The 21,074-nt window shown below is 69.5% G+C and carries 21 protein-coding genes; 12 read left to right on the top strand and 9 right to left on the bottom strand.

The window, feature by feature from the left end:
• Positions 1 to 11: 11 nt before the first annotated feature.
• Entirely contained in the window at positions 12 to 1,019 is a 1,008-nt protein-coding gene (locus RTA_RS16345) for a S1C family serine protease (protein WP_013902540.1), read from the bottom strand.
• A 100-nt stretch (positions 1,020 to 1,119) separates the two neighbouring features.
• Between RTA_RS16345 and RTA_RS16340 the strand changes: the two genes are divergently transcribed.
• The 4 genes from RTA_RS16340 to tfpB all read left to right on the top strand — a co-directional run bounded on the left by RTA_RS16340 (position 1,120) and on the right by tfpB (position 5,888).
• Positions 1,120 to 1,944, top strand: a complete 825-nt coding sequence (locus RTA_RS16340; protein ID WP_013902539.1) for a TatD family hydrolase — start codon at positions 1,120 to 1,122, stop codon at positions 1,942 to 1,944.
• Between the two features lie 69 nt (positions 1,945 to 2,013).
• Positions 2,014 to 3,300 (top strand): serine hydrolase domain-containing protein, encoded by a 1,287-nt coding sequence (locus RTA_RS16335; RefSeq protein WP_013902538.1) that lies wholly within the window; start codon positions 2,014 to 2,016, stop codon positions 3,298 to 3,300.
• Between the two features lie 31 nt (positions 3,301 to 3,331).
• On the top strand, positions 3,332 to 4,084 hold the full coding sequence (locus RTA_RS16330; RefSeq protein WP_013902537.1) for a class I SAM-dependent methyltransferase: 753 nt from the start codon (positions 3,332 to 3,334) through the stop codon (positions 4,082 to 4,084).
• Between the two features lie 10 nt (positions 4,085 to 4,094).
• On the top strand, positions 4,095 to 5,888 hold the full coding sequence (tfpB, locus tag RTA_RS16325; protein ID WP_013902536.1) for a type IV pilus assembly ATPase TfpB: 1,794 nt from the start codon (positions 4,095 to 4,097) through the stop codon (positions 5,886 to 5,888).
• A gap of 21 nt (positions 5,889 to 5,909) precedes the next feature.
• On the opposite strand, the gene RTA_RS16320 is transcribed toward tfpB, so the two are convergent.
• Together RTA_RS16320 and RTA_RS16315 are read right to left on the bottom strand one after the other, a co-directional pair.
• Positions 5,910 to 6,581 (bottom strand): hypothetical protein, encoded by a 672-nt coding sequence (locus tag RTA_RS16320; protein WP_013902535.1) that lies wholly within the window; start codon positions 6,579 to 6,581, stop codon positions 5,910 to 5,912.
• Entirely contained in the window at positions 6,574 to 7,092 is a 519-nt protein-coding gene (locus RTA_RS16315) for a hypothetical protein (RefSeq protein ID WP_158307849.1), read from the bottom strand. Before RTA_RS16315 ends, RTA_RS16320 begins: the two co-directional genes overlap by 8 nt.
• Before the next feature lie 233 nt (positions 7,093 to 7,325).
• On the opposite strand from RTA_RS16315, the gene RTA_RS16310 reads away from it, so the two are divergent.
• The 4 genes from RTA_RS16310 to RTA_RS16295 all read left to right on the top strand — a co-directional run bounded on the left by RTA_RS16310 (position 7,326) and on the right by RTA_RS16295 (position 11,197).
• Positions 7,326 to 7,814 (top strand): tripartite tricarboxylate transporter TctB family protein, encoded by a 489-nt coding sequence (locus tag RTA_RS16310; RefSeq protein WP_013902533.1) that lies wholly within the window; start codon positions 7,326 to 7,328, stop codon positions 7,812 to 7,814.
• A 10-nt stretch (positions 7,815 to 7,824) separates the two neighbouring features.
• On the top strand, positions 7,825 to 9,345 hold the full coding sequence (locus RTA_RS16305; RefSeq protein ID WP_013902532.1) for a tripartite tricarboxylate transporter permease: 1,521 nt from the start codon (positions 7,825 to 7,827) through the stop codon (positions 9,343 to 9,345).
• 78 nt (positions 9,346 to 9,423) lie between these two features.
• Entirely contained in the window at positions 9,424 to 10,338 is a 915-nt protein-coding gene (locus RTA_RS16300) for a DMT family transporter (RefSeq protein ID WP_041676524.1), read from the top strand.
• A gap of 67 nt (positions 10,339 to 10,405) precedes the next feature.
• Complete coding sequence (locus RTA_RS16295; RefSeq protein WP_013902530.1) at positions 10,406 to 11,197, top strand: SDR family oxidoreductase; 792 nt, start codon at positions 10,406 to 10,408, stop codon at positions 11,195 to 11,197.
• 75 nt (positions 11,198 to 11,272) lie between these two features.
• Here RTA_RS16295 and RTA_RS16290 read toward each other — a convergent pair whose 3' ends face one another.
• Complete coding sequence (locus RTA_RS16290) at positions 11,273 to 11,719, bottom strand: septal ring lytic transglycosylase RlpA family protein (RefSeq protein ID WP_438865675.1); 447 nt, start codon at positions 11,717 to 11,719, stop codon at positions 11,273 to 11,275.
• Positions 11,720 to 11,884: 165 nt separating this feature from the next.
• Here RTA_RS16290 and RTA_RS21040 point away from each other — a divergent pair, with 165 nt between their 5' ends.
• Positions 11,885 to 12,064: a DUF3606 domain-containing protein gene (locus RTA_RS21040; RefSeq protein ID WP_158307848.1), complete on the top strand. Its 180-nt coding sequence runs from the start codon at positions 11,885 to 11,887 to the stop codon at positions 12,062 to 12,064.
• Between the two features lie 9 nt (positions 12,065 to 12,073).
• Here RTA_RS21040 and RTA_RS16285 read toward each other — a convergent pair whose 3' ends face one another.
• Together RTA_RS16285 and RTA_RS16280 are read right to left on the bottom strand one after the other, a co-directional pair.
• Positions 12,074 to 12,583 (bottom strand): DinB family protein, encoded by a 510-nt coding sequence (locus RTA_RS16285; protein ID WP_013902528.1) that lies wholly within the window; start codon positions 12,581 to 12,583, stop codon positions 12,074 to 12,076.
• Positions 12,584 to 12,647: 64 nt separating this feature from the next.
• Positions 12,648 to 13,547 (bottom strand): DMT family transporter, encoded by a 900-nt coding sequence (locus RTA_RS16280; protein ID WP_013902527.1) that lies wholly within the window; start codon positions 13,545 to 13,547, stop codon positions 12,648 to 12,650.
• 91 nt (positions 13,548 to 13,638) lie between these two features.
• Here RTA_RS16280 and RTA_RS16275 point away from each other — a divergent pair, with 91 nt between their 5' ends.
• From RTA_RS16275 to RTA_RS16265, 3 genes are all read left to right on the top strand, one after another.
• Positions 13,639 to 14,628: a quinone oxidoreductase family protein gene (locus tag RTA_RS16275; RefSeq protein ID WP_013902526.1), complete on the top strand. Its 990-nt coding sequence runs from the start codon at positions 13,639 to 13,641 to the stop codon at positions 14,626 to 14,628.
• A gap of 4 nt (positions 14,629 to 14,632) precedes the next feature.
• Complete coding sequence (locus tag RTA_RS16270; RefSeq protein ID WP_013902525.1) at positions 14,633 to 15,436, top strand: NUDIX hydrolase; 804 nt, start codon at positions 14,633 to 14,635, stop codon at positions 15,434 to 15,436.
• A gap of 151 nt (positions 15,437 to 15,587) precedes the next feature.
• Positions 15,588 to 15,974: a response regulator gene (locus tag RTA_RS16265; protein ID WP_013902524.1), complete on the top strand. Its 387-nt coding sequence runs from the start codon at positions 15,588 to 15,590 to the stop codon at positions 15,972 to 15,974.
• 9 nt (positions 15,975 to 15,983) lie between these two features.
• Here RTA_RS16265 and RTA_RS16260 read toward each other — a convergent pair whose 3' ends face one another.
• The 3 genes from RTA_RS16260 to ileS are packed head-to-tail and all read right to left on the bottom strand — an operon-like array spanning position 15,984 to position 21,073.
• Positions 15,984 to 17,651 (bottom strand): Na/Pi cotransporter family protein, encoded by a 1,668-nt coding sequence (locus RTA_RS16260; RefSeq protein WP_013902523.1) that lies wholly within the window; start codon positions 17,649 to 17,651, stop codon positions 15,984 to 15,986.
• Between the two features lie 42 nt (positions 17,652 to 17,693).
• Positions 17,694 to 18,203, bottom strand: a complete 510-nt coding sequence (lspA, locus tag RTA_RS16255) for a signal peptidase II (RefSeq protein WP_013902522.1) — start codon at positions 18,201 to 18,203, stop codon at positions 17,694 to 17,696.
• Positions 18,203 to 21,073, bottom strand: coding sequence for an isoleucine--tRNA ligase (ileS, locus tag RTA_RS16250; RefSeq protein ID WP_013902521.1), 2,871 nt, complete (start codon positions 21,071 to 21,073; stop codon positions 18,203 to 18,205). Before ileS ends, lspA begins: the two co-directional genes overlap by 1 nt.
• Between the last annotated feature and the right edge of the window lies 1 nt (position 21,074).

The following is a 21,074-nucleotide window of genomic DNA, read 5'->3' as shown; positions in this document are numbered from 1 at the left end:
CTGCGTAGAGGTCAGAAGGGAGGCAGGCCGGCGGCCGAGGCCGCGTTCTCGATCGGCACGGCAAAACCGATGCCCAGGAAGGTGCGGGCCGGCGTCGGGTTGAGGATGGCGGTGACGATGCCCACCACCTCGCCGTCCATGGTGACCAGCGGCCCGCCCGAGTTGCCCGGGTTGGCGGCGGCGTCGAACTGGATCAGGTTGCTCATCTCCTGCTTGCCCTCGGGCGAGCGGAACACCCGCTTGAGGCCGGAGACGATGCCGCCCGAGGCCGAGGGCCCGATGCCGAAGGGGAAGCCCACGGCCAGCACCTTGTCGCCGGGCGCCAGGTCGGCGGTGGAGCGCATGGTGGCCGCGATCATGTCGTCCGGGATGCGGTGCGCCTGCAGCACCGCGAGGTCGTTCTCGGGTTGCGCGCCGGTGATGGACGCCGTGGCCTCCAGGCCGTCGTGGAACACCACCTTCACCCGGTCGGAGCCGGACACCACGTGCAGGTTGGTCAGGATCACGCCCTTGTCGACGATGACCACGCCGGTGCCCACGCCGTGCTCGATCTCTTCCTCCTCCGCGGCCTGGGTCTGGTCGCCCAGCGCGGGCCCGAGCGGCTTGGGCCTGGGCGTGGTGCGGGCCAGCCGGTCGGCCTTTTCCTCCAGGCGGCTTTTCTTGACGTAGCTGATGACGCGCACCACCGAGGGGCGGATGTTCTCGTAGGCCTTGGCGTACTCGGAGGGCAGCTGCTGCGTCTCCAGCGTCTTGAGCACGGCGGCGTTGATGTCGTCCTGCGTCAGGCGCCGCTGGCCGGGCTGCAGGCCCAGGCTCAGGCTCCATGCCAGCAGCGCCGCCAGCACCAGGATGGCGGCCCACAGCATCTGGTTGGAACTGGGCCGCAGGCGGCGGCCCGCCTTGGCAGGCGCCGGGGCGCCGGCCGCCTCGGGCGCGGCGGCATCAGCGGTGCCGGAGGGGGTTACTTCTTCCGCCGCGCGCACCGTGCGGCTTGAGCTGTAGAGGGCGGACCTGCGCATCCGTTCACCTTGGGTGAGACTTCGGGGAGGAAGGAAAAGCGAAAACACACGGTATCACGGTTCCATCGGCCCTGCACGAGGTTTACGGCATCATCAATGCATGCCGGTATGGATCGATACGCACTGCCACCTGGATGCGGCTGAGTTCGCCGCCGATGCGCAGGCGGTGCGGGAGCGGGCTGCCGCCGCCGGGGTCGTGCATTGCGTGCTGCCGGCGGTCTCGCCGGCCAACTTCGCGCTGGTGCGCGAGCTGGCGCACCGCTGGGGCGACAGCTATGCGCTGGGCATCCATCCCCTGTGCACGCCCCAATGCGGGGAGCACGACCTGGCCGCGCTCGAGCGGGCGCTCGATGCCCATGCCGCCGACCCCCATCTGGTCGCCGTGGGGGAGATCGGCCTGGACTACTTCGTGCCCGGGCTGGACGGCCCGCGGCAGGAATGGTTCTATCGCGAGCAGCTGCGGCTGGCGCACCGGCATGGCCTGCCGGTGCTGCTGCATGTACGCCGTTCGGCGGACCCGCTGCTGCGGCAGCTGCGCCGCATTCCCGTGCGCGGCATCGCCCATGCCTTCAACGGCAGCCTGCAGCAGGCCCGGGAGTTCGTGCGGCTGGGCTTCCGGTTGGGCTTCGGCGGCACGCTGACCTACGAGCGTGCCCTGCAGATCCGCCGGCTCGCGGCCGAGCTGCCACTGTCGGCGCTGGTGCTGGAGACCGACGCGCCCGACATCCCGCCGCACTGGCTCTACCGTACGGCGCAGGAGCGCGCCCAGGGCCAGCCGCAAGGGCGCAATGAACCGGCCGAGCTGCCCAGGATGGGCGAGGTGCTGGCCCAGCTTCGCGGGATGCCGGCCGACGAGCTCGCCGCCGCGACCTGCCGCAATGCCGGCGAGGCGCTGCCGCGCCTGCGGGCCCTGCTGCCCGGCTGACATGCACGCGACTGCGCCAAGCGCGCACGCATGCGATAAGCACGCATCCCGACGACAGGAGACAAACCCATGCGTTCCCTCGGCTTCGCCCGCCACTGGCGTTCCTGGCTGCTTGCGGCCAGCTTCGTTGCCGCCGCGCCCGCGCTGCTGGCGCAGAACCTTCCGGCCGCCCGGCCCGAGCAGCTGGGCTTTTCCAGCGAACGGCTGAACCGCCTGGGCCAGTGGATGGAAGCGGAGATCGCGGCCAAGAAGGTGCCGGGCGCGGTGATCATGGTCGCGCGCAACGGCAAGACCGCCTACTACCAGTCCTTCGGCCAGCAGGACCCGGGCACCGGCCGTCCCATGGCCAAGGACAGCATCTTCCGCATCTATTCCATGACCAAGCCGGTGGTGTCCGTGGCGGCCATGATGCTGGTGGAGGAGGGCAGGCTGCTGCTGGAGACGCCGGTGTCTCGCTACATCCCCAGCTACGCCAACCTGAAGGTGGGCGTGGAGAAGGTGGACGCGTCCGGCGCCAGGAGCCTGGAGCTGGTGCCCATGCGCCGCCAGATGACGGTGCAGGACCTGCTGCGGCATACCTCGGGCCTGACCTACGGCTTCTTCGGCGACTCGCTGGTCAAGAAGGCCTACCTGGAAGCCGGCGTCGGCGCCGGGGACTTCACCTCGGCCGAGTTCGTGGAGAAGCTCGCCGGGCTGCCGCTGCACTACCAGCCGGGCAGCACCTGGGACTACAGCTACTCGACCGACGTGCTGGGCCGGGTGCTCGAGGTGGCCACCGGACAGAGCCTGGGCAGCCTGCTGCGCAGCCGGCTGTTCGAGCCGCTGGGCATGAAGGACACCAGCTTCTACGTGCCGGAGCCGGCACGGCAGGCGCGCATCGCCGAGCCCTTCCCGGAAGACCGTTCCTTCGGCGCCGGCGCGGCCATGGGCGACCCGCGCGTGGTGCGCAAGTTCGAGTCCGGCGGCGGCGGCCTGATGTCGACCGCGGACGACTACGCCCGCTTCCTGCAGATGCTGGCCAACGGCGGCACGCTGGACGGCCGCCGCTACCTCAGCCCCCGGACCCTGGAGTACATGACCTCCGACCACCTGGGCACCTCGGTCGCGACCACGCCGCTGTATTTGCCGGGCGCCGGCTACGGCTTCGGCCTGGGCTTTGCCGTGCGCAAGGTGAACGGCGAGGCGCCCTACGTGAGCCCGGCGGGCGAATACAACTGGGGCGGCGCCGGCGGCACCTACATGTGGGTGGACCCGCGCAACAACCTGTTCGTGTTGTTCATGATGCAGTCGCCCAAGCAGCGCGTGCCTTACCGCTCCATGCTGCGCAACATGGTGTACGCCGCGATGGAGAAGTGAGCGCCGGGACGGGCGCGGATAATCGGCCGGCTTGAAGAAACGACCCGAACCCCTGCCCGACGTCAACGTCTCCGACCTGGGCGACGTGCGCTACCTGCACCTGGGCACCGAATGGGTGCAGGGCTCGATGCGCATCGACGAGCCCTTCGACATCCACCTGGAGTACGTGCAGCGCATGATGGCCTGGCTGCTGTTCGTGCCGCCGGCCTCGGTGGCGAAACGGCATGCCATGCAGCTGGGGCTGGGCGCCGCGGCCCTGACCAAGTTCTGCCACAAGCGGCTGCGCATGGCGACCACCGCGATCGAGCTGAATCCGCAGGTGGTCGCCGCCTGCCGCCTGTGGTTCAAGCTGCCGCCCGACGACGCGCGGCTGTCGGTGGTCCTGGGCGACGCCGCCGAGGTGGCCTCGCACGCCCACTGGCGCGGCCGCATCGACGCGCTGCAGGTGGACCTGTACGACCACGAGGCCGCGGCGCCGGTGCTGGACAGCGAGGCCTTCTACGCCGACTGCCGGCGGCTGCTCACCGACGACGGCTGCATGACGGTCAACCTGTTCGGCCGCTCGTCCAGCTTCGAGCGCAGCGCCGCCAAGATCGCCGCCGCCTTCGGCCCGCAGGCGCTCTGGGCCTTCAAGCCGACGCGGGAGGGCAACACCGTGGTGCTGGCCCAGCGCATGCCGCAGCGCCCCGACCGGGCCACGCTTGCCGAGCGGGCGGAAACCATCCACACTCGCTGGGGCCTGCCGGCCCCCAAGTGGCTGCGCGTCTTCAAGCCCTTCGCGTGAGCTGCCGTCCATGAGCGCAATCCCCCAGTCGCCCGTCTCCGCCCGCACCCCGCACCGCGGCCCGCTGGACTGGCGCCACCTGGTCGAGTGGCTGAGCGAGGACGGCGTGATCTCGCGCGAGGAGGCCCGGCGCACCATCGCCCGCTGCTCGCAGGCCCAGAGCGCGCAGCATCCGCTGGTGCGGCTGGCGGCGGTGGCCATGGCGCGCGCCTCCGACGGCAAGCCGCTGGACATCGAGGCCCTCACGCAGTACCTGGCCGGCCGCGCCGCGCTGGAGTACCTGCGCATCGACCCGTTGAGGGTGGACGTGGGCAAGGTGGCCGACACCATGAGCGCCGCCTATGCCGAGCGCCACCGCGTGCTGCCGGTGCAGGTGACCGGCACCGAGGTGGTGGTGGCCACCGCCGAACCCTTCCTCGCCGATTGGGTGGACGAGGTCGAGCGCCAGTCGCGCCGCACCGTGCGCCGCGTGGTCGCCAACCCGCAGGACATCCACCGCTACACGGCGGAGTTCTTCGCCCTGGCCAAGTCGGTGCGCGCGGCCCAGAAGTCCGGCGGCAACAACGGCGCGGGCAGCTTCGAGCAGCTGGTGGAGCTGGGCAGGAGCAACAAGCAGCTGGACGCCAACGACCAGGGCGTGGTGCAGGTGGTGGACTGGCTGTGGACCTACGCCTTCGACCAGCGCGCCAGCGACATCCACCTGGAGCCGCGGCGCGAGCAGGGCGTGATCCGCTTCCGCATCGACGGCGTGCTGCACCCGGTCTACCAGATGCCCATGGGCGTGCTCAACGCCATGACGGCGCGCATCAAGCTGCTCGGGCGCATGGACGTGGTGGAGAAGCGCCGCCCGCAGGACGGCCGCATCAAGACGCGAAACCCGCGCGGCGACGAGGTCGAGATGCGCCTGTCGACGCTGCCCACCGCCTTCGGCGAGAAGATGGTGATGCGCATCTTCGACCCCGACACCGCGGTCAAGGACCTGGACGCGCTGGGCTTCTCGCCGCACGACGCGCAGCGCTGGGAGGCGCTGGTGCGCCGGCCGCACGGCATCATCCTGGTGACCGGCCCGACCGGCTCGGGCAAGACCACCACGCTGTACTCCACGCTCAAGCGGGTGGCGACCGAGGAGGTCAACGTCAGCACGGTGGAGGACCCGATCGAGATGATCGAGCCGGCCTTCAACCAGACCCAGGTGCAGCCGCAGCTGGACTTCGGCTTCACCGACGGCCTGCGTGCGCTGATGCGCCAGGACCCGGACATCATCATGGTGGGCGAGATCCGCGACCTGGCCACGGCCGAGATGGCGGTGCAGGCGGCGCTGACCGGCCACCTGGTGTTCTCCACCCTGCACACCAACGACGCGCCCTCGGCCCTCACCCGGCTGATGGAGCTGGGCGTGCCGTCCTACCTGCTCAACGCCACGGTGCTGGGCGTGCTGGCCCAGCGCCTGGTGCGCACGCTGTGCCCGCAATGCAAGCAGGCGGAAGAGCAGCCCTCCCGGGCGGCGCTGGACGAGGTCGTCAGGCCCTGGAAGCTGTCCGGCGAGTACCGCCCGTTCAAGCCGGTGGGCTGCGTCGACTGCCGCATGACCGGCTTCATGGGGCGCATGGGCCTGTACGAGCTGCTCACCGTGAGCGAGGGCTTCAAGGCGCAGGTCACCCAGGCGCCCGGCCTGGAGGCCTTGCGCCGCCAGGCCGTGGCCGACGGCATGCGGCCGCTGCGGCTGGCCGGCGCCCTGCGGGTGGCGGAGGGCCTCACGACCCTGGAGGAGGTGCTCACTGCCACGCCGCCGCTGGAGGCGTGACGGACGGCGTTGCGGCCCGGGTCACGCCGCGCGCGGACGCGGTACGGCCGGCGTCACCGCGCCCGGCACCTTGAGCAGCGCCTTGCGCATGCGCGCCTGCGGGCCGAAGCGGCGGCTGAACTCCTCCTGGGCCTGCGACTGCTGGTCCAGCACTTCCACGCGCAGCAGGGTGTGATAGACGTCGCGGTGCATGCGGACCGTGCCCAAGTAGAGCGCCTGGTCGGCCGGCTGGATGTCCAACTCCAGCGGCACCGGAAGCTTCAGTTCGACCTTCTGCAGCGTCAGGTTCTTCGAGGCCGGCGTGAGGTCTTGCCACTCCATGGCGATGCTGGCGTCTGCCACGAAACGCTCGGTGCGCGGCACGGAATAGAAGAACGTCTCTTCCAGGTTCGGGTTCAGGAACAGGGCGCCCAGTTGATGGAAGTCGCCGGGGTCGCGCCGGTCAGCCAGACGGATGACAGCGCGCCCCATGAAGTGGCGCTTGGTGTTGAAGATGTCGTTCTGCACCGCGACGTTCTGCTCGCGCGGCGAGATGCGCGGTACCACCTCGATGCGACCGACCAGCATCACCTTGCCGGTGCCGGGCGCCGGCAGCTCGGTCGACGCGTTTTCCTGCACGGTGTGGCAGGCGGGCAGCACGGCAGCGGCGCCGAAGGCGGCAGCGGCCTGGAGCAGTGAGCGGCGTTCAAGCACGGCGGCCTCCCAGCTGCGCCAGGCGCGCTTTCGCGTAGCCGCGCTGGTGTACGTAGGACGTCAACTCGGCATCGGTTTCCAACTCACGCATCACGATGGCCAGCACCTCGGCCTCGGTCGGCTGCTGCGCCGGCCGCATCTCGAACTTGTCGGCCTTGAAGAAGCCCTGGTCGTGCCGCACGAACTTGTACGAGCCCATGAAGTAGGCGCCCGGCTTGTCGACCTTGAGGGCAGTGGCGTTGCGCCCGTTGGCGCTCCACATATAGTGCGTGTCGCTGTTGCCGAACTTGAACACCTGGTGGGCGCCCTGCTCGATGCTGACCGAGAAGAACACGCCGGTTTTGCGGTTGTAGGGTATCTGATAGTAGCCCGCGCCTTCCCCATACTGCTTGATCTCCACCCAGTCGATCTTGGCGTCCTTGCCGTCGATGTAGCCGTACACCAGGGACAGGGTGGTGTCGTTCGGGTCGGCGGGGGTGGAAGAAGCGCAGCCTGCGCCCAAGGTGGCCATGGCAGCCGAGGCCATCGTAATAACTGCGGTTCTGCGGTCCATCGCTCCTACTCCTCATCAGTTGCAAAGCCGCAATTTATCTGCTGAGCCGTGGTGTCGCCAATAGACGCAAGGCCCGCCAGTGGCGGCGCGGCGACACGGGCCGGTGCTTTCGCATAGGTGAAACCCACATCGGGTGCCCCCCGGAATGCGCCCACAATCGCGCGTTTGCATTCCGTTTCGAGGAGACACCCGTGAAAATAAAGAGCCAGAAGGACTTCGCCGCCGGGCTCATGTTCCTGGTCGTGGGGGCCGCCTTCGCCTGGGGCGCCACCACCTACTCCGTGGGCGACGCGGCGCGCATGGGCCCGGGCTACTTCCCGCTGCTGCTGGGCATCCTGCTGGCGGTGCTGGGGGTGATGATCACCTTCCAGTCCCTGGTGGTCGAGACCGAGGACGGCCACAAGATCGGCGCCATCGCCTGGAAACCGCTGGGCTTCATCATCGGCGCCAACCTGCTGTTCGGCCTGCTGCTGGGTGGCCTGCCCAAGCTGGGCATCCCGGCCATGGGCCTGATGGTGGCGATCTACGGCCTGGTGTTCGTGGCCAGCCTGGCGGGCGACCGCTTCCGCCCCAAGGAAGTCGCCATCCTGGCGACCATCCTGGCGATCTTCAGTTACTTCGCCTTCATCTGGCTGCTCAACCTGCAGTTCCCGGTGTGGCCTTCCTTCCTGACACGCTGAGGCCGGCACCATGGGCGATCTGATCAACAACCTTTCCATCGGCTTCGGCGCGGCCTTCACGCTGCAGAACCTGGCCTATGCCTTCATCGGCTGCCTGTTGGGCACCCTGGTCGGCGTGCTGCCGGGCATCGGGCCGGTGGCCACCATCGCGATGCTGCTGCCGGCCACCTATGCGCTGCCCCCGGTGGCCGCGCTGATCATGCTGGCCGGCATCTACTACGGCTCGCAGTACGGTGGCTCGACCACCGCCATCCTGGTCAACCTGCCGGGCGAATCGTCCTCGGTGGTCACCGTGATCGACGGCTACCAGATGGCGCGCCAGGGCCGGGCCGGGCCGGCGCTGGCGGCCGCCGGCATCGGCTCGTTCTTCGCCGGCTGCGTGGGCACGCTGATCCTGGCGGCCTTCGCGCCGCCGCTGACCGAGGTGGCCTTCAAGTTCGGGCCGGCCGAGTACTTCTCGCTGATGGTGCTGGGCCTGATCGGCGCCGTGGTGCTGGCCTCGGGCTCGCTGCTCAAGGCGGTGGCGATGATCCTGCTGGGGCTGCTGATCGGGCTGATCGGCACCGATGTCAACTCCGGCGTCGCCCGCTACTCCTTCGACATCCCCGAGCTGACCGACGGCATCGGCTTCATCGTCATCGCGATGGGCGTGTTCGGCTATGGCGAGATCATCAGCAACCTGTCCAAGCCGGAGAGCGAGCGCGAGGTCTTCACCGCCAAGGTGCAGGGCCTGTTCCCGACCAAGGAGGACTTCAAGCGCATGGCGCCGGCCATGCTGCGCGGCACGGCCCTGGGCTCGGCCCTGGGCATCCTGCCGGGCGGCGGCGCGCTGCTGTCGGCCTTCGCTGCCTACACCATCGAGAAGAAGATCAAGCTCAAGCCCGGCGAGGTGCCGTTCGGCAAGGGCAACATCCGCGGCGTGGCCGGCCCGGAGTCGGCCAACAACGCCGGCGCGCAGACCTCGTTCATCCCGCTGCTGACGCTGGGCATCCCGCCCAACGCCGTGATGGCGCTGATGGTCGGCGCGATGACCATCCACAACATCCAGCCCGGCCCGCAGGTGATGACCAGCAACCCGCAGCTGTTCTGGGGCCTGATCGTGTCGATGTGGATCGGCAACGCCATGCTGGTCATCCTGAACCTGCCGCTGATCGGGGTGTGGATCAAGTTCCTCACCATCCCCTACCGCTGGCTGTTCCCGGCCATCGTGCTGTTCTGCGCGATCGGCGTGTACTCGACCAACAACAACACCTGGGACATCTGGATGGTGGCCATGTTCGGCGTGATCGGCTACACCTTCATCAAGCTCGGCTGCGAGCCGGCGCCGCTGCTGCTGGGCCTGATCCTGGGGCCGATGATGGAGGAGAACCTGCGCCGGGCGCTGCTGCTCTCGCGCGGCGACTGGAGCGTGTTCATCACCCGCGGCCTGTCGGCCAGCCTGCTCGCCGCCGCGGCGCTGCTGCTGATCATCGTGCTGCTGCCCTCGGTCAAGCGCCGCCGCGAGGACGTCTTCCACGAGGAAGAGGCATAGCCCGTCGCGATCCGGCATGACGAAGCGGCACCTGCGGGTGCCGCTTCTTTTTTGCGCTGCGACAATCGCGGCCAGCGCATGACCTCCCCCTTCGCCTCCCCCCGCCACAAGCCGCAGCTGGCCACCGGCGTCGCGCTGGCGGCCGTCGGCGCCATCGCCTTCAGCGGCAAGGCCATCATCGTCAAGCTGGCCTACCGTTACGGCGTGGACGCGGTCACGCTGATCATGTACCGCATGCTGTTCGCCCTGCCCATCTTCGCCGGCATGGCGTGGTGGGCCAGCCGGGGCAAGCCGCCGCTGGCCGGGCGCGACTGGTGGGGCGTGCTGGGGCTGGGCGTGACCGGCTACTACCTGGCCAGCTTCCTGGACTTCGCCGGCCTGCAGTACATCAGCGCGTCGCTGGAACGGCTGATCCTCTACCTCAACCCGACGCTGGTGATGCTGCTGGGCTGGCTGGTCTACGGCAAGCCGTTCACGCGCATCCACCTGGCGGGCATGGCGCTCAGCTATGCCGGCGTGCTGCTGGTGTTCGGCCAGGAAGCCGGCGTGCAGGGCGGCGACGTGGCCCTGGGCACGCTGCTGGTGTTCGCCAGCGCCGTGAGCTACGCCGTCTACCTGGTCTACAGCGGCCAGCTGGTGCAGCGCCTGGGCTCGCTGCGGCTGGTGGGCCTGGCCACCAGCGTGGCCTGCCTGTGCTGCCTGCTGCAGTTCGCCCTGCTGCGCCCGGTCGAGGCGGCGCTGGCCGTCGCCCCCGAGGTGATCTGGCTGTCCGTGCTCAACGCGACCCTGTGCACCGCGCTGCCGGTGCTGCTGGTGATGATGGCCATCGAGCGCATAGGCGCTGCGATGTCGGCGCAGACCGGCATGATCGGGCCGATGTCTACCATCCTGATGGGCGTGCTGATCCTGGGCGAGCCGTTCACCGGCTGGATCGCCGCCGGCACCGTGCTGGTGATCGCGGGCATCTACGTCTTCAGCCGCGCCGGGCGCTGACGACGTGGAGAGCGGGCTGCACTTATCATGGCCCGCTTCTTCCAATCCACAGACACGGCAGGAATTTATGGACCTCGGCATTGCGGGCAAATGGGCGCTGGTGTGCGGCGCGAGCAAGGGGCTGGGCTACGGCTGCGCGCAGGCGCTGGCCCGTGAAGGCGTGAACCTGGTGGTCGTGGCGCGCGGCGCCGAGGCGCTGTCGGCCGCGGCCGAGCGGCTGCGCGGCGATGCGCAGCCGGGCGTGCAGGTGCAGGCGGTCGCCGCCGACATCACCACGGTCGCCGGCCGTGACGCGGTCTTCGCGGCGCGACGCGACTACGACATCGTCGTCACCAACGCCGGCGGCCCGCCGCCCGGCGATTTCCGCGACTGGGACCGCGAGGCCTGGATCCGCGCCGTGGATGCCAACATGCTCACGCCCATCGAGCTGATCAAGGCCACCGTGGACGGCATGGCGGCGCGCGGCTTCGGCCGCATCGTCAACATCACCTCCAGCGCGGTGAAGGCGCCGCTGGAGGTGCTGGGCCTGTCCAACGGCGCGCGCAGCGGCCTGACCGGCTTCGTGGCCGGCGTTGCCCGCAACCCCAAGCTGGTCGCGGCCAACGTCACCATCAACAACCTGCTGCCGGGCGCCTTCGCCACCGACCGCCTCAGGGGCACCCTGGCCGGCATGGCCCAGCGCACCGGCCAGAGCCTGGAGGCCGTGTCGGACACGCGCCGCAAGGCCATCCCGGCGCAGCGCTTCGGCGAGCCCGAGGAGTTCGGCGCCATCTGCGCCTTCCTGTGCAGCCGGCACGCCGGCTACATGACGGGGCAGAACGTGCTGGCGGATGGCGGGGCGTATCCGGGGACGTACTGAAGCCCCCCGCTGCAGCTGGCGTCGGGCGCCCGGCAAGCAGGCGAACGAAGCCCAGGTGCCTTGCACCGTCTCCCGTCAAGGCTCGATGAGGACGACTGGGGCTTCGCCGGCTTGCAACAGGTCGAGCGCTGCAGCCGCCGCCTTGCTCAGGTCGATGATCCGATCACGGATGTAAGGGCCGCGGTCGTTGATGCGTACGATCACCTCCCGGCCATTTCGGGTGTTGCGCACGCGCACGCGGGTGCCAAACGGAAGGGTCCGGTGAGCCGCAGTCAAGGCGCTCATGTCGAAACGCTCGCCGCTGGCCGTGCGCCTGCCGTCAAAGCCCGGCCCGTACCAGGAGGCCTTGCCGCTGGCGAACTCGGCGCCCGGCGATCTTGGGCGGACGCGGTCCGGTGCCGTGGAGCATCCGGCCAGGACCCCCGATAAGGCCATCAAGGTCCATCCGGCCAGGTGCTCGCGACGGTCCGTCAGGAGTGCCACAACGTCTTTGTCGGCATGGGGGGCGACCGGCGTTTTCACGGGAGCCATTGTAGGAAGCGGCAGGCCAGGGCCGGGTCGATCATGTCGTCGGCCGGGACGGTAGCGGGCGGCCGGGAAGCGGGCGCACCTGCCTCAAGGATGTTTTCACCGAAAGCGCGCACTTCAAAGCACACTGCAAAGACTCAAGACCCACAGGAGCAGCTCATGAAGGAAGTGCCACATACGGGAAGACCCACCCCAGACAGGATCCAGGCTGACGATCCCGAACAGCTACGAATCTGGTCGAACAGCCTGGGAGTGAGTCCGGCCGAACTCAAGCGCATCATCGTTGAGGTAGGGAACGACCCCGACAAAGTCCGCGCTTACCTCAACACGCGCGCCTGAGGCGCGCTTTCAACGTGGTGCCGCCTCACGGATAAAGACTGGCAGGTCCATCGTCGGTGGTTTCAGGCCCGCTTCGTACAGCATGTCGGCCACGTACCCTCTGTGGTAGGTGCCGTGATTGGCTACGTGCAACAGCATCTCTTCGGCCGTCATGCTGCCCGTGCCGCCATCAACGAAATGGAAGCCGATGGAGGTGCTTCGCCAATCCGCCGGCAGGTTGCTGGCGAACTGGAGATACCACTGATCCAAGTCAGCCTGCCACGCCTGCAAGGTGGAGAGTGGAGGAGGCGCTTCCAGGCTCCTGGTTCTGAGTCCGTGTGCTTGCCGGGTGAGATGGGCCTTCCAGATCATGCCGACCACGTAGATATGGCCAAGCACGCCGATCGCGCCGGCAGGGCGCCCCGGGCGCGGTCGCGCCAGGACACTCTCATCGACACCGGAAAGGGCCGCGTAGAGCACATTGTTGGCCCAGGCCGAGTAGTGCATCAGCCTGCGAAGGTGCTCAGCATCGGCGCTCATCGAGATGGCAGCGTCATTGACGGATGGGCATGCTAGCCCATGCCGGTGGTATCTGCCAACGGACCTAGCGCCGCGACGCCGCCAGGATCCCGCCGACGATCAGCACGAAGGCCGCCGCGTGGTACGCCCGCGGCAGCTCGCCCAGGAAGGCGGCCGACAGCACGGCCGCGAACAGGGGCGTGAGGTTGCCGAAGAAGCCGGCGATGTTGGGACCCACGCGCTGCACGCCCAGGCCCCAGCAGCGATAGGCGACGATGGCCGGGCCCACCGCCACGTAGGCCAGGGCGGCCGCCAGCGGCCAGCCCCAGGAGATGCGCGCGTCCGTGAGCGCCCATTCGCCGGCGGCGAACAGGCCGGACCAGGCCAGCCCGGGCACCATCTGGGCCAGCACGAAGGCGGCCCAGTCGGCGCGGATGGCCGGCGGGTCGCCCGGCTGGGCCAGCAGCCAGCTGTAGAACGCCCAGGCCGCCGTCGCCAGCAGGATGTAGACGTCACCCGGCACCAGGCGCACCTGGGCCAGCACCGCCCAGTCGCCGCGCGCCAGCACCAGCAGCACGCCGGCGACGGACAGCGCGGCGCCGCCCACCTGGCGGCCGGTAATGCGCTGGCCGAAGAACAGGGCCCCGATGGCCAGCATGAAGATCGGCATGCTCGCGGCCACCAGGGTCACGTTCAGCGGGGTGGAGGTCTTGAGCGCCAGGTACTGCAGCGCGTTGTAGCAGCCCACGCCCAGCAGGCCCAGCACCGCGTAGCGCCGCCAATGCGACCACAGGCCGCTGTCGGCGCGCAGGATCCAGGCCGCCGCCGGCAGCAGCAGGACGAAGGCCAGGGCCCAGCGCAGGAAGTTCAGCGTGAGGGGCGGCACCAGCCCGCTGACCAGCCGGCCCACCACCGCGTTGCCGGCCCACAGCAGCGGCGGCACGGTGAGCAGGACGGCGGTGCGGAACGTCAGGCGGTGCTGCATGGGGCCGTCGACTGTAGCCCAGCGGGCACCGCCGCGCTGGCACGGTCCCGTCGGATTCGTGGCACCATGCGCCCCTTCGAAGGAGACGAGCATGACCAAGAGCAAGGCAGTGCGCATCCGCCAGCACGGCGGCCCGGAGCAGATGGCGATCGACGAGGTCGAGGTCGGCGAGCCCGGCGCCGGCGAGATCCGCATCCGGCACCGGGCCGTGGGCCTGAACTTCATCGACGTCTACCACCGCACCGGCCTGTACCAGCTGCCCATGCCGGCGGCCCTGGGCATGGAGGGCGCGGGCGTGGTGGAGGCGGTGGGCCCGGGCGTCACCCACCTCAAGCCGGGCGACCGCGCGGCCTACGCCAGCCAGCCCCCGGGCTCGTACTGCGAGCTGCGGGTGATGCCGGCCAAGACCGTGTGCAAGCTGCCCGACGCCATCGATTTCGACACCGGCGCGGCCATGATGCTCAAGGGCCTCACGGCGCAGTACCTGCTCAAGCGCACGCTGCCCCAGGGCGGCCTCAAGGAGGGCGACTTCGTGCTGTTCCACGCTGCCGCCGGCGGTGTCGGCCTGATCGCCTGCCAGTGGGCGCGCGCCATGGGACTGCAGCTGATCGGCACGGCCGGCTCGGACGCCAAGTGCCAGCTCGCCCGGGAGCACGGCGCCGCCCATGTCATCAACTACGCCAAGGAGGACTTCCTGGCCCGCGTCAAGGACATCACCGGCGGGCGCGGCGTGAAGGTGGTGTACGACTCGGTGGGCAAGGACACCTGGGACAAGTCGCTGGACTGCCTGCAGCCCTTCGGCCTGATGGCCAGCTTCGGCAACGCCTCGGGGCCGGTGCCGCCGTTCGCGCCGGGCATCCTGGGCCCCAAGGGCTCAATCTACATGACGCGCCAGACCCTGTTCACGCACATCGCCACGCGCGAGGCCACGCAGGAGATGGCAGACGACCTGTTCCGGGCCGTCACCGGCGGCCAGGTGAAGATCCGCATCGACCAGCGCTATCCGCTGGCGCAGGTGCAGCAGGCGCACCGCGACCTCGAGGCGCGCAAGACCACCGGCTGCACCATCCTCACCCTCTGAGCCGGTGGGCCTGCTCGCCGCCCGGCATGCCGACTGGCTCGCCCAGCTGCGCGCCGGCGCGCAGCAGCCGCCGGCGCGGCCGCGCGTGCCCCTGTGGTGGCGGGACGCGGCCATCGGCTCGGTGGAGCCGGAGTTCCTGGACCGGATCGGCCTGGCGTCGGATACCGCGGGCCCGCTGCTCTGGCGGACCGGGCAGGGCTGGCACCTGGGAGGCGAGCTCACGGCCACGCTGGGCCGGCTGGCCCTGGCCTTGCGCGAGGCCGGCCTGGCCCATGCCTGGCGCGACGAGCAGCTGGCGGTGCGCGACGCGCAGGGCCGGATGCTGGGCACCGTGGAGCGCGCGGTGGTGCGCCCCCTGGGCATCGCCACCTCGGCGGTCCACCTGCTGGCCCTGGCGCCTCATGGCGAGCACTGGGTGCAGCGGCGCGCGCTGACCAAGGCCAACGACCCGGGCCTGTGGGACACGCTGATGGGCGGCATGGTGCCGGCCACCGACACGCCGGAGCAGGCGCTGGCGCGCGAGACCTGGGAGGAGGCCGGCCTGCGGCTGGAGCAGCTGCGGGGCCTGGCCTGGGGCGGACGCCTGGCCAGCCGGCGGCCCCGCGCCGAGAGCCGGGGCGGGGGTGGTTACGTGGTCGAGCACATCGATTGGTGGACCTGCGTGGTGCCGGACGGCGTGTGGCCGGCCAACCAGGACGGCGAGGTGGACGAATTCCGCCTCATGCCCGCTGACGAGGTGGTGGCCCGGCTGCTGGCGGGCGAATTCACCACCGAGGCGGCGCTGCTGCTGGCGGCCGCCGGGTTGTAGCGGCGCCCGCGATGGCCGACGGCGCCTACGCGGGCTTTCCTACAGTCGTTTGGCCCGCGGGCTTGCATGGGTGAGCAGGGCGCCTGCCTAGAGTGGGTGGCAACGAATCGATGGCCCCGCCCGGAGGCCCGAGCGGGGCAGGGAGAAAGCCATGGCGTTTCGAGCCTACATCGTCGAGGACAGCCCGACGATCCGCGAGAACCTGATCGAGACCCTGCAGGAGCTGGCCGAGGTCGAGCCGGTGGGCGTGGCCGAGACCGAGCACGAGGGCAGGCATTGGCTGGAGCACAACGGCGGCCGCTGGGACATCGCCATCATCGACCTGTTCCTGCGCGAGGGCAGCGGCCTCAACATCATCGAGGCCTGCCGCAGCCGCCGTCCCACGCAGAAGCTGGTGGTGCTGTCCAACCACGCGACCAACGACGTGCGCTGGCGCTGCGCCCAGCTGGGTGCCGACGCCGTGTTCGACAAGTCCACCGAGATCGACGCGCTGGTCGAGTACTGCGTGAAGGCGCGCACCACCGCGCCGGCCGGCTGAGCGCGCCGCTCAGGACGCGTCGGGCATCTCGGGCACGTTGCGCTCGCGCAGGCGGGTGGGCGCCAGCGCGCCCGCCGAGTCCAGGATGGGGTAGGCGATCGAGCAGATGTGAGAGTTGATGCGCTTCAAGTCGCTGATCAGGTCGATGTGCAGCGAGCTGGTCTCTATGCTCTGCACGGTGTTGCCCGACAGGCGCGACAGGTGGGTGGAGGCGTAGGCGCGCTCCAGGTCGCGAAAGCGCATCTTCTCCTCCAGCAGCTTCTGCGCATCGCGCACCGAGCCGTTGAGGAACACGCTCATGCCCAGGCGCAGGTTGTCGATCAGGCGGGCGTGCAGCTCGCAGATCTCGGCCATGCCGGCATCGGAGAAGCTGCGGCCCTTGCGGATCTTCTTGTCCTCGATGTCGAGGAGGACGCGCTCGATGATGTCGCCGACCTGCTCCATGTTGATGGTGAAGCTGATGATGTCGGTCCAGCGGCGGCTTTCCTCCTCGCCCAGGGCCTCGCGCGAGATCTTGGTGAGGTAGTACTTGATGGCCGAGTACAGCTCGTCCACCGAGTCGTCCAGCTTGCGCAGCTCCTCGGCCAGGCGCAGGTCGTTGTTGCGGATCACGGGCAGGATGCCCAGCAGCATGGTTTCCACCACGTCGGCCTGGTGCAGTGCCTCGCGCGCGGCGCAGGAGATGGCCAGCGACGGCGTGGCCAGGGCGGACGGGTCGAGGTGGTGCGGCCGGCCGGCCACCAGCGACTTGTCGGCCTTGGGCAGCCAGACGCTCACCAGCCGGGCGGCCACGTGGGTGAACGCGATGAACAGCAGGCCCATCACGATGTTGAAGCTCAGGTGGAACAGCACCACGGCCGTGGCCGCGTCCGGCACGTAGGGCCGTGCGTGCCGCAGCCACAGGCCGGCGAACGGCGCGGCCATCAGCACGCCCACGGCCTTGAACAGGAAATTGCCCAGCGGGACCTGGCGCACCTCCACCGTGGAGCGCATCGTGGTCAGCACGCCCAGCAGGCCGCTGCCCAGGTTGGCGCCCAGCACCAGGCCCAGGGCCAGATCCAGCGGCACGATGCCCGAGGCGGCCATGGTGGCCACCAGCAGCACGATGGCCAGGCTGGAATAGGCCAGCACCGCCAGCAGCGCGCCCACGGTGATCTCCAGCAGCAGGTCGCTGGAGATGGAGGCCAGCAGCAGCTTGACCGCCGGGGACTGCGTCATCACCTGGGCCGACTCGGACACCAGGCGCAGCGCCAGCAGCATCAGGCCCAGGCCGATCAGCACCCGGCCGAAGCGGCCCAGGTTGTTGGTCTGGCGCGAGAGGAACAGCACCACGCCGGACAGGATCAGCAGCGGCGAGAGCCAGGACAGGTCGAACGAGAACACCACCGCCATCAGGCTGGTGCCCACGTCCGCGCCCAGCATCACGGCCAGCGCCAGCGGCAGCGCAATCAGGCCCTGGCCGACGAAGGAGGAAACGATCAGCGCAGTGGCGGTGCTGGACTGCAGGACGGCGGTGACGCCCAGGCCCGCCACCGCCGCCTTGGCGCGGTTGCTGGTGCTGCGCGCCAGGACCTGCCGCAGGTTGGCGCCGAACACCCGCAGGATGCCGGTGCGGACCAGGTGGGTGCCCCAGACCAGCAGCGCGACGGCCGCCAGCAGATTCAGAAGATGCTTCATGCCTGAAGCATCCGATGATACGCCCGGCTGAGCAATGGGCGTTCAGCGGCCACGGCGCATCCGCAGCAGTTCGTCCAGGATCAGCCCCACGGCGCCGGCGGTGATGGCGCTGTCGGCCACGTTGAAGGCCGGAAAGTACCAGCCCCCGTAGTGGAACTGCAGGAAGTCCACCACATAGCCGTGCAGCAGCCGGTCGACCACGTTGCCCACCGCGCCGCCCAGGATGCAGGCCAGCGAGAAGGCGAACAGCTTCTGCCCGCCGTGCGAGCGCAGCAGCCAGACGATGAACACCGTGGCGGCGACGCCGATGGCGGTGAAGAACCAGCGCTGCCAGCCCGAGGCGCCGGCCAGGAAGGAGAAGGCCGCGCCGGTGTTGTGCGCCCGCACGATGTTGAAGAAGGAGGTGATGGTGGTGCTGTCGCCCAGCTGGTAGGCGCCCAGGATCAGCACCTTGGTGAGCTGGTCGGCGATGACGATCAGCAATGCCAGGCCCAGCCAGGGCAGCATGCGGCCGCTGGCGGGCGCGGCGGCGGCGGTGGCGGCCCGGGCCATCAGGCGTGCCTCCGGTCTTCGCCGGCGCCGAACAGGTTGCTGACGCAGCGGCCGCAGATCGTGGGGTGCGCTGGGTCCCGCCCGACGTCGGCCCGCCAGTGCCAGCAGCGCTCGCACTTGGGGTCGGACGAGGGCACTGCGATGAAGCGACCTTCACCAGGCTGCACATCGTCGGCAGGGGAAGCCGGCTCCACCGTGACCTTGGAGACGATGAACACGAACTTCAGGTCATCACCGAGGGAGCGCAGGAGCTCCACATCCTGCTGACCGAGGCGCAGCGACAGATTGGCCTGCAACGAGGAACCCAGGCGGCCTGCCGCCCGTTCGCTTTCGATCGCCTGGTTCACGAAATCGCGGATCTCGCGGATGCGGCTCCACTTGGCCAGCAGCTCCGGGTCCGGCGCGCCGATCTCGGCGTAGGTCTCGAAGAAGATGGAGTCGGAGGTGCCGAACACCTTCCACGCCTCCTCCGCGGTGAAGCTGAGGAAAGGCGCCATCCAGCGCAGCATGGCGTGGGTGATGTTCCACAGCGCCGTCTGGGCGCTGCGGCGGGCATGCGACCTGGGCGCTGTGGTGTAGAGCCGGTCCTTGAGGATGTCCAGGTAGAAAGCGCCCAGGTCCTCCGAGCAGTAGACCTGCAGCTTGGCCACCACCGGGTGGAACTCGTAGACCTCGTAGTGCGCCAGCACCTCCGCCTGGAACTGCGCGGCGCGGTTCATGGCCCAGCGGTCGATCTCCAGCATCCCGGCCAGCGGCACGGCGTCCCGGGCCGGGTCGAAGTCGCTCACGTTGGCCAGCAGGAAGCGCAGCGTGTTGCGGATGCGCCGGTAGGCGTCCACCACCCGGGCCAGGATCTTGTCGTCGCCGGCGATGTCGCCCGAGTAGTCGGAAGCGGCCACCCACAGGCGGATGATCTCGGCGCCCAGCTTCTGGGTGGTCTGCTGCGGGTCCACGCCGTTGCCCAGCGACTTGCTCATCTTGCGGCCCTGGCTGTCCACGGTGAAGCCGTGGGTCAGCAGGCCGCGGTAGGGCGCGCGGCCGTACATGGCGCAGGCCGTCAGCAGCGAGGAGTGGAACCAGCCGCGGTGCTGGTCATGGCCTTCCAGGTACAGGTCGGCCTCCGGGCCGCTCTCGTGCCCGCTGCCCTGGTGCGAGCCCTTGAGCACCGTAGTGTGCGTGGTGCCGGAGTCGAACCAGACCTCCAGGATGTCGGTGCTCCTGGCGTAGGCGGCCGCGTCGGCCGCGGCCCCGACCTTGGCCAGGATCTCCTCCGGCGACGCCTTGCTCCAGGCCTCGATGCCGCCGGCCTGCACCATGTCGGCGGCGATGTCCAGGATCTCCATGGTGCGCGGATGCAGCTCGTGCGTGTCCTTGTGCAGGAAGAAGGGCAGAGGCACGCCCCAGCTGCGCTGCCGGCTGATGCACCAGTCGGGCCGGCCGGCGATCATGTCGCGCAGGCGGGCCTTGCCGTTCTCGGGGTAGAAGGACGTCTCCTCGATGGCGGCCAGCGCCATCTGGCGCAGCGTGGCGGGGGCCTTGTCCCGGGTGAACACGCCTTCGCCCTGGTCCATCCGGATAAACCACTGCGCGGCCGCGCGGTAGATCACCGGCGTCTTGTGGCGCCAGCAATGGGGATAGCTGTGGGTGATGGTCTCGGTGGCGAACAGGCGCCCCGCCTGGCGCAGCGTGTCGATGATCTGCGGCGCCGCCTTCCAGATGTTCTGGCCGCCGAACAGCGGCAGCTCGGGCGCGTAGGCGCCGTTGCCCTGCACCGGGTTGAGGATGTCGTCGTACTTCACGCCATGCGCGACGCAGGAGTTGAAGTCCTCGATGCCGTAGGCGGGCGAGGAGTGCACGATGCCCGTGCCGTCCTCGGCGGTGGCGTACTCGGCCAGGTAGACGGGCGACAGCCGCCGGTAGCCGGGGTCCACGTCGTACAGGGGGTGCTGGAACTCCAGCCCGCCCAGCTTCTCCCCCTTGACGGTGGCCAGCACCGTGCCGCCCTGCAGGCCGTAGCGCTGCAGGCAGTCCTCCACCAGCACCGAGGCCAGCACCAGCAGGCCGCGTTCGGTGTCGACCAGCGAGTAGTCCAGTTCCGGGTTCAGGTTCAGCGCCTGGTTGGCCGGCAGGGTCCAGGCGGTGGTGGTCCAGATGACGATGAACGCGTCCTTGGCCAGCCGGCCGACGCCGAAGGCCGCCGCCAGCCTGTCCGGCTCGGCGCTCCGGAAGCCCACGTCCAGCGTCTGCGACTTCTTGTCGGCGTACTCGATCTCGAACTCCGCCAGCGAGGAGCCGCAGTCGAAGCACCAGTACACCGGCTTCAGGCCGCGGTAGACGAAGCCGCGCTCGATTACCCGCTTGAAGGCGCGGATCTCGTCGGCCTCGTTGCGGAAATCCATGGTGCGATAGGGATGGTCCCAGTCGCCCAGCACGCCCAGGCGCTTGAAGTCGGCGCGCTGGATGTCGATCTGCTCGGTGGCGAAGGCGCGGCTTCTGGCCTGCATCTCGTCCCGCGGCAGGTTGCGGCCGTGCTTCTTCTCGATCGCGTTCTCGATCGGCAGGCCGTGGCAGTCCCAGCCCGGGATGTAGGCGGCGTCCAGCCCCTTGAGCTGGCGCGACTTGACGATCATGTCCTTGAGGATCTTGTTGACGGCGTGGCCCATGTGGATCTGGCCATTGGCATACGGCGGGCCGTCGTGCAGCACGAACTTCTCGTGCCCGCAGCGCGCCTCGCGCAGGCGCTTGTACAGACCCTTGTCCTCCCACTCCTTGACCCAGCCCGGCTCGCGCTTGGGCAGGTCGCCGCGCATGGGAAAGGGCGTGTCGGGCAGGTTGAGCGTGGCGCGGTAATCGGTCTTCGTTTCGGACATG

This window comes from Ramlibacter tataouinensis TTB310, from assembly GCF_000215705.1.
In the GTDB taxonomy this organism is placed as follows: Bacteria; Pseudomonadota; Gammaproteobacteria; order Burkholderiales; family Burkholderiaceae_C; genus Ramlibacter; species Ramlibacter tataouinensis.
Note: the sequence above shows the minus strand (reverse complement) of the source record. Positions and strands in the feature narration are given on the sequence as shown.